Origin of the sequence: Tepidibacter sp. (assembly GCF_025210165.1) — a bacterium.
Classification (GTDB): Bacteria; Bacillota; Clostridia; order Peptostreptococcales; family Peptostreptococcaceae; genus Tepidibacter_A.
Genome location: NZ_JAOASI010000077.1, coordinates 1 through 15,059, shown reverse-complemented (window position 1 = coordinate 15,059; position 15,059 = coordinate 1). Strand labels below are relative to the sequence as shown.

Genomic DNA, 15,059 nt, shown 5'->3' with positions numbered 1-15,059 from the left:
TAATTCGTATCTTGCATGTAATGTTCTTGTTATAGCTGCTGTTAATGTTGTTTTACCGTGGTCAACGTGTCCTATTGTTCCAATGTTAACATGCGGCTTATTTCTTTCAAATTTAGCTTTTGCCATTTTAAATTCCTCCTTATATTAAAGTAGGGATGTTTACACCCCTACCATTTATTTATATTATTTTCCTTCTGATATCTTCTTAGCAACAGATGCTGGAACTTGCTCGTAGTGATCAAATATCATTGTATATGTCGCACGACCTTGAGACATAGATCTTAAAGTCGTAGAATATCCAAACATTTCTGAAAGCGGAACATATGCATTTATTACTTGAGCACCTGATCTTGCTTCCATTCCTTCTATTCTACCACGTCTAGAGTTTAAGTCACCCATTACATCTCCCATGTAATCTTCTGGAGTTACTACTTCTACTTTGAAGTATGGCTCAAGAAGAACTGAGTTTGATTTTTTCATAGCTTCTTTAAATGCCATAGAAGCAGCAACCTTGAAGGCCATCTCAGATGAATCGACATCATGGTAAGAACCATCATATAATTCAACTTCAACGTCAACAACAGGATATCCTGCAACTATTCCGGCTTCCATAGCACCTTGGATACCAGAATCAACTGGTCCAATATATTCTTTAGGGATTGCTCCCCCTACTACCTTATTAGTAAACTTATAACCTTCGCCTGGCTCAGTAGGTCTAACTCTAATCTTAACATGACCATACTGACCTCTACCACCAGATTGCTTAGAGTACTTATTATCAATATCAACTTCTTGAGTAATAGTTTCTCTGTATGCAACTTGTGGAGCTCCAACGTTAGCTTCTACTTTGAATTCTCTTAAAAGTCTATCAACTATTATCTCAAGGTGAAGCTCACCCATACCAGATATTATAGTTTGTCCTGTTTCTTCATCAGTACGAACTCTGAATGTTGGATCCTCTTCAGCAAGTCTTTGAAGAGCTATACCCATTTTTTCTTGAGCTGCTTTAGATTGTGGCTCTATCGCAACAGAAATAACAGGCTCAGGGAATTCCATTGATTCAAGAATAATCGGATGATTTGGATCACATAAAGTATCTCCAGTAGTAGTATCTTTAAGTCCAACAGCTGCAGCTATATCTCCAGCATAAACTTGAGCTATTTCTTCTCTTGAGTTAGCATGCATTTGTAATATACGTCCAATTCTCTCTTTCTTATTCTTAGTTGAGTTGATTACATAAGAACCAGCTGATAATACACCAGAATAAACTCTGAAGAAACCAAGTTTTCCAATAAATGGATCTGCCATTATTTTGAATGCTAATGCTGAGAATGGTTCTTCATCAGAAGATGGTCTAGATTCTTCCTCTCCATCTGGATTCATACCAGTTATAGCTGGTACTTCAAGTGGAGATGGCATATAATCTATAACTGCATCTAATAATAACTGTACACCTTTATTCTTGTAAGCAGTACCACAGAATACTGGATTTACTTCACAAGCGATAACAGCTTTTCTTAAAGCAGCTTTTAACTCTTCATTAGATATTTCTTCACCTTCTAAATATCTCATCATTAATTCTTCATCTGTTTCAGCAATAGTTTCAACTAATTTTTCTCTGTATTCTTCTGCTTGATCTTTTAAGTCATCAGGAATTTCTGTTGTTTCCATTTCTTGACCTAAATCATCTTTGTATATTCTTGCATTCATTTCAACAAGATCAACAATTCCTCTGAATTGATCTTCATTACCTATTGGTACTTGAGCTGCAACTGCATTAGCTCCTAATCTATCCTTCATCATTTCTACAACGTTGAAGAAATCAGCACCTGTTCTATCCATCTTGTTTACAAATGCAATTCTTGGTACTCCATAAGTATCAGCTTGTCTCCATACATTTTCTGATTGAGGTTCAACCCCACCCTTTGCACAGAAAACTGCAACTGATCCATCAAGAACACGAAGAGATCTCTCAACCTCAACAGTGAAGTCTACGTGTCCAGGAGTATCTATAATATTTATTCTATTTCCATTCCATTGACAAGTTGTAGCAGCAGAAGTAATTGTTATACCTCTTTCCTTTTCCTGCTCCATCCAGTCCATTTGAGAAGCTCCTTCATGAGTTTCTCCTATCTTACGAGTAACACCAGTATAGAACAGGATTCTCTCAGTAGTAGTAGTTTTTCCTGCATCTATATGAGCCATTATACCTATATTTCTAGTTTTTTCTAAAGAAAATTGTCTAGCCACAGGTATCCTCCTTTCTGATATGAACTTTATCAGTTTTTATATATTTTACCATCTATAATGAGCAAATGCTTTATTAGCTTCTGCCATCTTATGAGTATCTTCTTTTTTCTTAACTGATGCACCTGTGTTATTAGCAGCATCCATTATTTCTTTAGCTAGTTTTTCTACTGTTCCCTTTTCTCCACGGGCTCTAGTATACTTAACTAACCATCTAAGACCTAAAGTTTGTCTTCTTTCTGGTCTTACCTCTATTGGTACTTGGTAGTTAGCTCCTCCAACACGTCTAGCTTTAACCTCAAGTACTGGCATTATGTTATTCATAGCTTTCTCGAAAACTTCTAATGCCTCTTCTCCAGTTCTTTCCTTTATAAGTTCAAAAGCTCCGTACACAATATTTTGTGACTTCCCTTTTTTACCATCTAACATTAAATTGTTTATTAATTTAGTAACAACCTTACTTCCGTATATTGGATCAGGTAAAATTTCTCTCTTTGGAACATTACCTTTTCTTGGCATTGTACTTCCCTCCTTAATCTTTTTAGATCATCGGTACTCGACAAACTTATCATTTGCCGTGATGCCGTAAATATTTATATATATTTAAAGCACCGAACGATTTTTCAAATTATCTTTATTAATTACTTCTTAACTTTAGGCTTCTTAGTACCATACTTAGATCTTGATTGACCTCTGTTTTCCACACCAGCAGTATCTAAAGTACCTCTTAGTATGTGGTATCTAACCCCTGGTAAATCCTTAACTCTTCCACCTCTTATAAGAACAACACTATGCTCTTGTAAGTTGTGTCCTTCTCCTGGGATATAAGCAGTAACTTCTATTCCATTAGTTAATCTAACTCTGGCAATCTTTCTTAACGCTGAGTTAGGCTTTTTAGGAGTTACAGTCTTAACAGAAGTACAAACTCCTCTTTTTTGTGGCGAACTAGTATTTGTAGATTTTTTGTTTAATGAATTGAAACCTTTTTGTAACGCTGGAGCAGTAGATTTCTTTTCCATTGCTTTTCTTCCTTTACGAACTAACTGACTTATTGTTGGCATCGTTCGCACCTCCTTCCAATATTTTAGTTAACGGCCAACTATTTCAAAACAGCAACCACGGCAGCACCTACTTGTATATTGCAAATTCTGCCTAGTTCCTCCATGAAATCAACATAGATTATTTCTACGTTATTTTGTTTTGATAATTCTTCCACATGTTTTGTAACATGCTTTTCTGCGTCTTGTGCTATGAAAACTAATTTAGCCTTGTTTTCTTTTAAGGCTCTGCTTGCTTGTTTGGTGCCTATTACTTTTTTTTCATTTTTCAAGCTTTGTAAATCCATTAAAGTTTCCTCCTTATTAAATACTCAAAAGATTAAAGTGTAATCTGATAAATATTCAAAAGTCCACTTTCTTAAATTTGCACACTTTAACATTTTAACACTATATACTGTTTAATGTCAATATATCTTTGTAAAACGTCGTTGTAATTTTATTTATCATATAACTTACAATTCTTTTCTTCGTCCTGTAGACGAAGAAAAGAATTGTAATGTTTTAGCTTAATTGAAATTCAATCATATTGTATAGCATATCAATTAATTTTTATTTTATTCTTCCACTTTTTCAATCGCTATATTCTTGTATCTTTTCATTCCTGTTCCTGCAGGTATTAATTTACCTATAATTACATTTTCTTTAAGACCTATTAAATTATCTTCTTTTCCTTTTATAGCAGCTTCTGTTAATACTCTTGTTGTTTCTTGGAATGAGGCAGCTGATAAGAATGATTCTGTAGCAAGAGATGCTTTAGTTATTCCTAATAAAACTCTCTTTGAAACTGCTGGTCTTAATTCATTTGCAATTGTCTTTTCGTTTTCAGAATTAAATTCAAGTATATCTACAAGTCCTCCTGGAAGTAAATCAGTATCTCCAGGATCATCTATTTTAACTTTAGATAGCATTTGTCTAACGATAACCTCAACGTGTTTATCGTTGATATCAACACCTTGCATTCTATATACCCTTTGAACCTCTTTAACTATATAGTCTTGAACTCCAAGAACTCCTTTAACTCTTAGTATATCATGTGGGTTTATAGACCCTTCAGTTATAGGATCTCCAGCTTCTAGGAATTGTCCTTGTTTAACTTTGATTCTTGATCCATAAGGTATAGTATAAACCTTTGATTCTCCAGATTCATCAATTATATTAACTTCTTTTTTCTTTCCTGTTTCATCAAGCTGAACAGTACCTGCAATTTCTGTTATTATTGCAAGTCCCTTAGGTTTTCTAGCCTCAAATAGCTCCTCAACCCTCGGGAGACCTTGTGTGATGTCTCCTCCTGCAACCCCTCCTGTATGGAAAGTACGCATTGTAAGCTGTGTACCAGGCTCACCTATAGATTGAGCAGCTATTATACCTACTGCCTCACCTATATTTACCTCTTTACCAGTAGCAAGGTTTCGTCCGTAACACTTAGAGCAAACTCCATGAGAAGTTTTACAATTAAGTACAGATCTTATTTTTACTTTTTCAAGTCCTGCATCTATTATTTTCTGTGCATCATCTTCATCTATTCTAGTATCAGCTGCAACTAGAACTTCATTAGTTTTAGGATCTACTATTTCTTCAAGAGTATATCTTCCAACTATTCTATCGTATAGTTCTTCTATTACTTCATTTCCATCTTTAAATGCTGATACAAAAACGCCTTCTTGCGTTCCGCAATCAACTTCTCTAACTATAACATCTTGACTGACATCAACAAGTCTTCTAGTTAGGTATCCTGAATCGGCTGTACGAAGTGCTGTATCTGCTAGTCCTTTTCTGGCACCATGCGAAGATGTGAAGTACTCAAGTACAGTAAGACCTTCACGGAAGTTAGACTTAACTGGTATCTCTACCGTTTTACCAGATGCATTGGCCATAAGACCACGCATTCCTCCAAGCTGTCTTATTTGGTTTTTACTACCTCTGGCTCCTGAATGCGCCATTATAAATACATTATTTAAACGACCCAAACTATTCATAAGAGCATCTGTAACTTCTTCAGTAGTATTAGTCCAAGTTTCTATAACTTTTTCTTCTCTTTCTTCGTTTGATATAAGACCTCTTCTATAAGCTCTTTCATATTTTTCTACTTTTTCTTCAGCAGCTGATATTAACTGTGGTTTTTCATCAGGTATTATCATATCAGCAACCGCGATACTTACTGCTCCTCTTGTTGAGAATCTAAATCCTAAATTCTTTATATCATCAAGCATTATAGCTGTAATAGTATTTCCATGCTTTCTAAAGCATTTATCTATAATTTTTCCTAGTTGCTTTTTATCAACTAAGAAGTCTACTTCTAATGAATGAGCTTCCTTACTTCTGTCTACGAATCCTAAGTCTTGAGGTATATTTTCATTGAATATAAATCTACCTACAGTACTTTCTACTAATACAGATCTATTTCCTTCTAATTTCTTTCTTACTTTAACCTTAGCATGAAGTCCAACTGCTCCAGTTTGATATGCAAGAAGCATTTCATTATAATCTTTAAATATGCTTCCTTCTCCTTTTTCACCCTCAACTTCTATAGTTAAATAATAACTTCCAAGTACCATATCCTGAGTTGGTGTAGTTATAGGAGCTCCATCTTTAGGTGCTAATATATTATTAGGAGACAGCATTAAGAATCTTGCCTCAGCTTGTGCTTCAACAGATAAAGGTACGTGAACCGCCATTTGATCTCCATCAAAATCCGCATTATAAGCTGAACAAACTAAAGGATGTAATTTTATTGCTTTACCTTCAACTAAAGTTGGTTCAAATGCTTGTATTCCTAGTCTATGAAGAGTAGGGGCACGGTTTAATAGTACTGGATGTCCTTTTATTACCTCTTCTAAAACATCCCATACTTCCGATTTCACTTTTTCTACCATTCTCTTTGCACTCTTTATATTGTGAGCATATCCCTTTGATACAAGTTCATTCATTACAAAAGGTTTAAATAATTCTAAAGCCATTTTCTTAGGAAGACCACATTGATAGAATTTAAGCTCTGGCCCTACCACGATAACAGAACGTCCCGAATAGTCAACACGCTTACCAAGAAGGTTTTGACGGAAACGTCCTTGCTTTCCTTTTAACATATCAGATAAAGATTTTAATGGTCTATTTCCAGGTCCAGTTACTGGTCTACCTCTTCTACCATTATCTATAAGAGCATCTACTGCTTCTTGAAGCATTCTTTTTTCATTTCTAACTATTATATCAGGTGCTCCTAATTCTAATAATCTCTTTAATCTGTTGTTTCTATTTATAACTCTTCTGTATAAGTCATTTAAATCTGAAGTTGCAAATCTTCCTCCATCTAGTTGAACCATAGGTCTTAAATCAGGAGGTATTACAGGTATTACATCAAGTATCATCCAATCTGATTTATTATCAGATTTTTTGAAAGCTTCTACAACTTCCATTCTTCTTATAGTTCTGACTCTTTTTTGTCCTGTACTGTCTTTTAGTTTTGCTTTTAATTCTTTTGATAGAGATTCTAAATCAAGTTTAACTAAAAGCTCTTTTACAGCTTCAGCTCCCATTCCTGCTTTAAATGTATTTCCATACTTATCTTGAGCATCTCTATACTCTTTTTCTGTTAAAAGTTGTTTTTCTGTTAATCCAGTTTCACCCGGATCTATAACTATATACGATGCGAAATACAGAACTTTTTCAAGCGATCTTGGTGACATGTCAAGTAATAGTCCCATTCTACTTGGAATTCCTTTGAAGTACCATATATGAGATACAGGAGCTGCAAGCTCTATATGCCCCATTCTTTCACGTCTAACTTTAGACTTAGTTACTTCAACTCCACATCTATCACATACAACCCCTTTGTATCTAACTCGTCTGTATTTTCCACAATGACATTCCCAGTCTTTAGTTGGACCAAATATTCTCTCACAGAATAATCCATCTTTTTCTGGTTTTAAAGTACGATAATTTATAGTTTCTGGCTTTTTTACTTCTCCTTTTGACCATTGTCTTATCTTTTCAGGAGATGCTAAAGCTATTTTTATTGACTCAAAATTATTTAATTCAAACAAGGAGTTCTCTCCCTTCTTTTTTTGAGATTTAAAGTAATCAACTCTACCCTTTTTATAATACCTTAATGCTAGTTTGTTAAAACTAGCATTAAGCATTTTTTATATTAAAAATCAAAATCTTCTTCTACTTGGTTTAAATCATCTTCTAATAAAGATTCATCAAAATCCATTTCAAAATCTTCATCAATTTCTTCTACAACAGTTTCTAGTTCTTCTGTATCTTGTTCATCAGAAACTATTGATTCAAAATTCTCACCAATTTCATCTTCTTCTACAGAATCTTTTACTTCTATTTCATGATCTTCTTCTGTTAATACCTTTACATCCAGGCATAAACTTTGAAGTTCCTTTATTAAAACTTTGAATGATTCAGGAATTCCTGGTTCAGGAATATTTTCACCCTTAACAATAGCCTCATATGTTCTTACACGTCCTATTACATCATCTGATTTTACTGTTAATATTTCTTGTAATGTATGAGATGCACCATAAGCTTCAAGAGCCCAAACCTCCATCTCTCCAAATCTTTGTCCTCCAAATTGTGCTTTACCACCAAGAGGCTGTTGAGTAACTAAAGAATAAGGACCTGTGCTTCTAGCATGTAGTTTATCATCAACTAAGTGATGTAATTTAAGCATATACATGTATCCAACAGTTACCCTATTGTCAAATGCTTCTCCTGTTCTTCCATCGCATAATCTAAGCTTTCCATCTTCAGGATAATTAGCTTCTTTTAGAGCTTCTCTTATATCTTCCTCTTTTGCTCCATCAAATACAGATGTAGCAACATGCCATCCTAGAGATTTTGCTGCAAGACCTAAGTGAATTTCTAGAACCTGTCCGATGTTCATACGAGATGGAACTCCTAGTGGATTTAAAACTATCTCTACTGGTGTACCATCTTCCATAAATGGCATATCTTCTTCAGGTAAAATCCTAGATATAACCCCTTTATTTCCATGACGTCCAGCCATCTTATCCCCTACATTTATCTTTCTCTTCTTAGCTATATAACATCTTACAAGTTCATTTACTCCTGGAGGTAATTCATCTCCATTCTCTCTTGTAAACACCTTAACATCTACTATTATTCCCGACTCACCATGAGGGACTTTTAAAGAAGTATCTCTAACTTCTCTAGCTTTTTCTCCGAATATAGCACGAAGAAGTCTTTCTTCTGCTGTAAGTTCAGTTTCTCCTTTAGGAGTTACCTTACCTACTAGTATATCTCCAGACTCTACTTCTGCACCTATTCTGATTATTCCTCTATCGTCTAGGTTTTTAATAGCATCTTCTCCAACATTAGGTATATCTCTTGTTATTTCTTCTGGTCCAAGCTTAGTATCTCTTGCTTCTGCTTCGTATTCTTCTATATGGATAGTAGATAGTCTATCTTCTTTTACTAATCTTTCATTTATAAGAATAGCATCCTCATAGTTATAACCTTCCCAAGTCATGAATGCTATAAGACAGTTTCTACCTAATGCGATTTCTCCCATATCTGTAGATGGTCCATCAGCTATAACATCACCTTTTTCAATCTTATCTCCTTTATTTACTATAGGAGTCTGATTTATACATGTTCCTTGGTTTGAACGCTTAAATTTAAGCATATTATATCTATCTTTATTTCCATCTTCTCTTTTTATAACGATTTCATCTGCACTTAATTTGTCAACAGTTCCAGAGTTTTTAGCTACAACAACTGCTCCAGAATCTTTAGCTGCTCTATACTCTATTCCAGTTCCTATAACAGGAGACTCTCTTCTAACTAAAGGAACAGCCTGACGTTGCATGTTCGATCCCATAAGCGCACGGTTGGCATCATCATTTTCAAGGAAAGGAATCATTGCTGTTGCAACAGAAACAACCTGTTTTGGAGATATATCCATATAATCAACTAGATTATATGGTACAACCTCAACAGTACCGTTAGTCGTTCTTGATGTAACTCTTTTATTTACAAATCTTCCTTCAGCATCAAGCGGTTCATTAGCTTGAGCTCTTATATATATATCTTCTTCATCTGCAGTTAAATAATGTATCTCATTCGTTACTATTCCAGTTTCTTTATCAACTTTTCTGTAGCTTGCTTCAATAAATCCATATTCATTTATCTTAGCATAAGTACCAAGCGAGTTGATAAGTCCGATATTTGGACCCTCTGGAGTCTCTATAGGGCACATTCTTCCATAGTGAGAATGGTGAACGTCACGAACCTCAAATCCCGCTCTTTCTCTTGAAAGACCACCAGGTCCAAGTGCCGACAACCTTCTCTTATGTGTAAGCTCTGATAATGGATTTGTTTGATCCATAAACTGAGATAACTGAGAACTTCCAAAGAATTCTTTTATAGCAGCAGCAACTGGTCTTATATTGATTAACGCTTGAGGAGTTGCAACTTCTATATCTTGTATTGTCATTCTTTCTTTAATAACTCTTTCCATTCTAGAAAGACCTATTCTGAATTGATTTTGAAGTAATTCTCCAACCGACCTAACTCTTCTATTTCCTAAATGGTCTATATCATCTATATTCCCTATTTGATGGAATAAGTTGAATTCATAGTTTATAGAAGCTATAATATCATCTAATATTATATGTTTAGGTATTAACTTTCTTATATTATCCTTTATAGCATCCTTTATTTCTTCTTCACTACTGTATGTATCTAATATTTCTTTCAATGTAGGGTAGTGAACTTTTTCTTTTATTCTTAAATCACTTAAATCAAATGATATGTGTTCTTTTATATCTACAAAGTTATTTCCTATAACTTTAACTTCTTTATCTTCATCAGAATAAACTTTAACTACATTTATTCCTGAATTTTGTATAGATTTAGCTTGTTCTATAGATATTTTTTCTCCTTCTTTTACAAAAACTTCTCCAGTTTCTGTATTAACTATATCTTGTACAGAGATTTTATTTATGATTCTATACGCTAAAGCTAGTTTCTTATTAAATTTATATCTTCCTACTTTAGCTAAATCATATCTTTTAGCATCAAAAAATAGTGAATTTAATAAAGAAGAAGCACTCTCAACTGTAGGAGGTTCTCCTGGTCTTAATTTTTTATATATTTCAATAAGACCTTCTTCTACTGTTTTAGTATTATCTTTTTCAAGTGTTGCGTATAATCTCTCATCTTCACCTAAAAGTTCTAGTATTTCTGTATCCGTTCCAAAACCTAAAGCTCTTAATAATACAGTTACAGGTTGTTTTCTAGTTCTATCAACTCTAACAGATACTATATCATTAGAATCAGTTTCATACTCTAACCAAGCTCCTCTGTTAGGTATAACAGTAGATGAAATCAGTCTCTTTCCTGATTTATCTCTCTCTTGGCTGAAATATACCCCAGGAGATCTAACAAGCTGACTTACTATTACCCTTTCGGCTCCATTTATTATGAATGTACCTTTTTCAGTCATCAATGGGAAATCCCCCATGAAAACTTCTTGTTCCTTAACTTCTCCCGTTTCCTTATTTATAAGTCTAACCTTGACTTTTAACGGTGCTGAATAAGTAACATCTCTTTCTTTACATTCTTCCACTTCATATTTAGGTTTTTCATCTAGGGAATAATCTACAAACTCTAAGATAAGATTACCTGTGTAATCTTCTATAGGCGAAATATCTTCAAAAACTTCTTTAAGTCCTTCTTCTAAAAACCAATCATAGGAATCTAATTGAATTTCTATAAGGTTAGGAAGTTTTGCAACTTCATTAATTTTAGAAAAGCTCATTCTTGTTCTTCTACCTATTGTGACAGGATGTGGCATTCCATTTTCACCTCTCATAATAAAAATAAAACTTACAAACAAATTTTTTTCCATTCCAATGCATTCAATAATGTTATCATATTTTTGTCAATAGGTCAAGACGATTTTATTGAAAATAGAAAATTAAAATAAAATCTTTAATTTTCTATATGTACCATTATTTTCTATTGTATCCATTTAGAGTTTATTTATAAATGTTTTATAAGTCTATTTTTTAATTTTTTAAAACGTAAAAAAAGGTGCCCAATAGGCACCCTTTTTCCTAAAGTAAATTATTTTACTTCTACTTTAGCTCCCGCAGCTTCTAATTTTTCTTTGATTTGCTCAGCTTCTTCTTTTGAAGCTCCTTCTTTAACAGCTTTTGGAGCTCCATCTACTACAGCCTTAGCTTCTTTTAATCCAAGTCCAGTTATTTCTCTAACTGCTTTGATAACTCCTACTTTTGAAGATCCAGCTTCAACTAATACTACGTCAAACTCAGTTTTTTCAGCTTCAGCAGCTCCACCAGCAGCTCCAGCCATCATTACTGGTGCAGAAGCAGATACTCCAAACTTTTCTTCTGCAGCTTTAACTAATTCATTTAATTCTAAAACTTTCATATTTTCTATAGCTTCTAAAATTTGCTCTATAGTCATTTTTAAGCACCTCCGATATTTTATTAAACGTTAATTTATTAAGCTTCTTGTCCTTCTTGTTTCTTGATTAAAGCATCTATTAAGTATGCAAAGTTTGAAACTGGAGCTTTTAAGCTGCCAAGTAATTTTGCAATAAGAACTTCTCTTGAAGGAATCTTAGCAAATTCTTCAATTTGTTCTTTTCCATAGAATTCACCTTCAACTATACCCATTTTAAGTTCTAGTTTTGGATGATCTTTCATGAAATCACTTATAACTCTAGCTGGAGCAACTGGATCTTCATATCCAAAAGCTATTGCATTTGGTCCAACTAATGTTTCATCATTTAAATCATTGATTCCAACTTGCTTAGCTGCTCTTCTAACAAGAGTATTCTTGTAAACTTTGTATTCTACGTCAGCTTCTCTGAACTTCTTTCTAAGTTCTGTAACTTCTTCCACTGTTAATCCTCTATAATCAACAATCACAGTTGACGAAGACTTTTCTAATTTTTCAGCTATTTCTGAAACAACTTGTCCTTTTAATTCCATTATTTTAGACATCTAGGTCTCCACCTCCTTCGTCTATTTATATATTTCACCGCACATTATAAAAGCCTTTGTATGTAGACATACAAAGGCTTTATTCTCTAAATTAACAAATTTATAGAAAACCTCGGTAGGTAAAATTAAGCTATAAAGCACCTACTGTCTACGGTAAAACATTTATTTTTTTCAACTTTTTAAGTATAAAACATTTATTCATCTATGTCAAGAGTTTTTTATATTATTCTGTAACTCTAGCTGGATTTACTTTAACTCCAGGCCCCATAGTAGATGCTACTGTAACAGATCTTAAGTATTGTCCTTTAGCAGCAGATGGCTTAGCCTTTATAATAGCTTCCATTAAAGCTGCAAAGTTTTCTACTAATTTTTCTTTTCCAAATGAAACTTTTCCAACTGTTACATGAATTATATTAGTTTTATCTAATCTATATTCAACTTTACCAGCTTTTATTTCATCTATTGCTTTAGCAACATCAAATGTAACTGTTCCAGATTTAGGATTTGGCATTAATCCTTTTGGTCCAAGTACTCTACCTAATCTTCCTACAACACCCATCATATCAGGAGTTGCAACAACTACATCAAAATCGAACCAGTTTTCACCTTGAATTTTAGATACTAAATCTTCAGCTCCAACAAAATCTGCTCCTGCCGCTTCTGCTTCTTTAGCTTTTTCACCCTTAGCGAAAACTAAAACTTTCTTAGTTTTACCAGTTCCGTGTGGAAGAACTACAGCACCTCTTACTTGTTGGTCTGCATGTCTTGAATCTACACCTAATTTAATGTGAGCTTCAACAGTCTCATCAAATTTTGCTTTAGCTGCTTCAACTGTTAATCCTAATGCTTCAGATGCATCATATAATGTGTTCTTGTCAACTAATTTACTAGCTTCTAAGTAATTTTTTCCTTTTTTAGCCATTTCAATTTACCTCCTTGTGGTTTATAGCGGTAATTTTACCTCCCACTTCTTTTAAAAAATATTAGTCTTCTACAACAATACCCATACTTCTAGCAGTTCCAGCTATCATACTCATAGCAGCTTCAACTGTAGCAGCATTTAAATCAGGCATTTTCATTTCAGCTATTTCTCTTACTTTATCCTTAGATATAGTAGCAACCTTTGTCTTGTTAGGTTCTCCAGAAGCTGATTCTAAGCCAACAGCTTTCTTAAGTAATACTGCAGCTGGTGGAGTTTTTGTTATAAACGTAAAAGATCTATCTTGATAAACTGTTATAACAACCGGAATTATTAATCCAGCTTTATCTGCAGTTTTAGCATTAAATTCTTTACAGAATCCCATTATGTTAACACCATGTTGTCCTAATGCTGGTCCTACTGGTGGGGCTGGAGTAGCTTTTCCTGCAGGTATTTGTAATTTTATTTGTCCTATAACTTTTTTAGCCATTTTAGTACACCTCCTTGATAGGTTTGTTTCTTTAGATTATATTTTTTCTATTTGATCGAATTCCAGTTCAACTGGAGTTTCTCTACCAAACATTGATATTAATACTTTTACAACTTCTTTTTCTAGATTTATTTCTTCAATATTTCCCATGAATCCCTCAAATGGTCCATACTTAACTGTTATAGCTTCTCCAACTTCAAAATCTATTTCTAAAGTTGTTTTTTCAACACCCATAGACTTAACTTCTTCTTCTGATAAAGGAACCGGTTTAGATCCAGGACCTACGAATCCAGTTACTCCTTTAGTGTTTCTAACTATATACCAAGATTCATCAGTAATGATCATTTTAACCAAAACATATCCTGGAAATATTTTTCTTTGTCTAGACTTCGTCTTACCATTTTTAGTCTCTACTATTTCCTCAGTAGGAACAGCTAAATCTAAGATAAAATCTTCCATACCTCTAGTTTGAACTGCTTTTTCAATAGTAGCTTTTACTTTATTTTCGTGACCTGAGTAGGTATGTACAACATACCATCTAGCTTGTTCCAGTTCTGACATATTATCTTTAACTGCCATCCACCTAAAATCAGATGGCACTGACCTCCTTTACGGAATTATCTATTTAGCATAAGCTTCAACAAGAATCCTATACCAGAATCAACCGCCCATACTAATCCAGTCATTAAAAGACATGTCGTTAGAACTACTCCAGTATATTTAGTTAGCTCTTTTTTGTTTGGCCAATGAACTTTTTTAAGTTCTCCTTTAGTTTCTTTCAAGAATCTACCTATGCTTTTAGTATTTTCTTTATTCGAATTTATATTAGTTTGGGCCGACATTCCCATGTCACATCCTTTATAAACTATTTTGTTTCCTTGTGAGCAGTATGTGTTTTACAGAATCTACAATATTTTTTTAATTCTATTCTGTCTGGATTATTTTTCTTGTTCTTAGTTGTATTGTAATTTCTTTGTTTACAATCAGTACATGCTAAAGTTACCTTAACTCTCATTTGACACACCTCCTAATTTGTCATGTCCATATCTTAAAGCAATCTATGTATTTTTACACATAGATTGCTGGTATTATAAGTATTACCTTATAAAAGGTATCATATTTTTATAGTTATGTCAATTATTTTTAATAATATACTATTATATTTTTCCTCAATTCATTTGGAAAAAAATAGAGAAGTAAGATATCCTTCTCTATAATTTTTATTATTCTGTTTTTTTATTATTCTGTTATAGAAGCAACTACTCCTGCTCCTACTGTTCTTCCACCCTCACGGATAGCGAATCTTAATCCCTCTTCCATTGCTATTGGAGCGATTAATTCAACTT

The 15,059-nt window shown here is 33.6% G+C and carries 14 protein-coding genes, 1 pseudogene and 1 other annotated feature; all 15 genes and pseudogenes read right to left on the bottom strand.

What is annotated here, in order from left to right:
• Positions 1–126: GTP-binding protein (locus tag N4A48_RS13350; RefSeq protein WP_293665711.1), on the bottom strand; the 126-nt coding region annotated here is incomplete at its 3' end.
• Between the two features lie 57 nt (positions 127–183).
• Positions 184–2,250: an elongation factor G gene (gene fusA, locus N4A48_RS13345; protein WP_293666752.1), complete on the bottom strand. Its 2,067-nt coding sequence runs from the start codon at positions 2,248–2,250 to the stop codon at positions 184–186.
• A 45-nt stretch (positions 2,251–2,295) separates the two neighbouring features.
• Positions 2,296–2,766 (bottom strand): 30S ribosomal protein S7, encoded by a 471-nt coding sequence (gene rpsG / locus N4A48_RS13340; protein ID WP_248481118.1) that lies wholly within the window; start codon positions 2,764–2,766, stop codon positions 2,296–2,298.
• 122 nt (positions 2,767–2,888) lie between these two features.
• Positions 2,889–3,308: a 30S ribosomal protein S12 gene (gene rpsL, locus N4A48_RS13335; protein ID WP_293666749.1), complete on the bottom strand. Its 420-nt coding sequence runs from the start codon at positions 3,306–3,308 to the stop codon at positions 2,889–2,891.
• Between the two features lie 38 nt (positions 3,309–3,346).
• The gene (locus N4A48_RS13330; RefSeq protein ID WP_293666748.1) at positions 3,347–3,592 is read right to left on the bottom strand and encodes a ribosomal L7Ae/L30e/S12e/Gadd45 family protein; all 246 of its coding nucleotides are present in this window, start codon (positions 3,590–3,592) and stop codon (positions 3,347–3,349) included.
• Between the two features lie 267 nt (positions 3,593–3,859).
• A complete protein-coding gene (gene rpoC, locus N4A48_RS13325; RefSeq protein WP_293666747.1) occupies positions 3,860–7,342 on the bottom strand; it encodes a DNA-directed RNA polymerase subunit beta' in 3,483 nt (1,160 codons plus the stop codon).
• A 104-nt stretch (positions 7,343–7,446) separates the two neighbouring features.
• Positions 7,447–11,127 (bottom strand): DNA-directed RNA polymerase subunit beta, encoded by a 3,681-nt coding sequence (gene rpoB / locus N4A48_RS13320; RefSeq protein WP_293666754.1) that lies wholly within the window; start codon positions 11,125–11,127, stop codon positions 7,447–7,449.
• 272 nt (positions 11,128–11,399) lie between these two features.
• Entirely contained in the window at positions 11,400–11,762 is a 363-nt protein-coding gene (rplL, locus tag N4A48_RS13315; RefSeq protein WP_293666745.1) for a 50S ribosomal protein L7/L12, read from the bottom strand.
• Positions 11,763–11,800: 38 nt separating this feature from the next.
• The gene (gene rplJ / locus N4A48_RS13310; RefSeq protein WP_293666743.1) at positions 11,801–12,304 is read right to left on the bottom strand and encodes a 50S ribosomal protein L10; all 504 of its coding nucleotides are present in this window, start codon (positions 12,302–12,304) and stop codon (positions 11,801–11,803) included.
• Positions 12,305–12,341: 37 nt separating this feature from the next.
• Positions 12,342–12,476: a sequence feature (ribosomal protein L10 leader region), on the bottom strand.
• A 51-nt stretch (positions 12,477–12,527) separates the two neighbouring features.
• A complete protein-coding gene (rplA, locus tag N4A48_RS13305) occupies positions 12,528–13,226 on the bottom strand; it encodes a 50S ribosomal protein L1 (RefSeq protein ID WP_293666741.1) in 699 nt (232 codons plus the stop codon).
• 61 nt (positions 13,227–13,287) lie between these two features.
• Positions 13,288–13,713 (bottom strand): 50S ribosomal protein L11, encoded by a 426-nt coding sequence (gene rplK / locus N4A48_RS13300; protein ID WP_099191109.1) that lies wholly within the window; start codon positions 13,711–13,713, stop codon positions 13,288–13,290.
• A gap of 36 nt (positions 13,714–13,749) precedes the next feature.
• Positions 13,750–14,274: a transcription termination/antitermination protein NusG gene (nusG, locus tag N4A48_RS13295; RefSeq protein ID WP_293666753.1), complete on the bottom strand. Its 525-nt coding sequence runs from the start codon at positions 14,272–14,274 to the stop codon at positions 13,750–13,752.
• A gap of 56 nt (positions 14,275–14,330) precedes the next feature.
• Positions 14,331–14,561: a preprotein translocase subunit SecE gene (secE, locus tag N4A48_RS13290; protein ID WP_293666739.1), complete on the bottom strand. Its 231-nt coding sequence runs from the start codon at positions 14,559–14,561 to the stop codon at positions 14,331–14,333.
• A gap of 17 nt (positions 14,562–14,578) precedes the next feature.
• Positions 14,579–14,728, bottom strand: a complete 150-nt coding sequence (gene rpmG / locus N4A48_RS13285) for a 50S ribosomal protein L33 (RefSeq protein WP_293666737.1) — start codon at positions 14,726–14,728, stop codon at positions 14,579–14,581.
• 224 nt (positions 14,729–14,952) lie between these two features.
• Positions 14,953–15,059: pseudogene (locus N4A48_RS13280) on the bottom strand (EF-Tu/IF-2/RF-3 family GTPase); the annotation flags it as partial.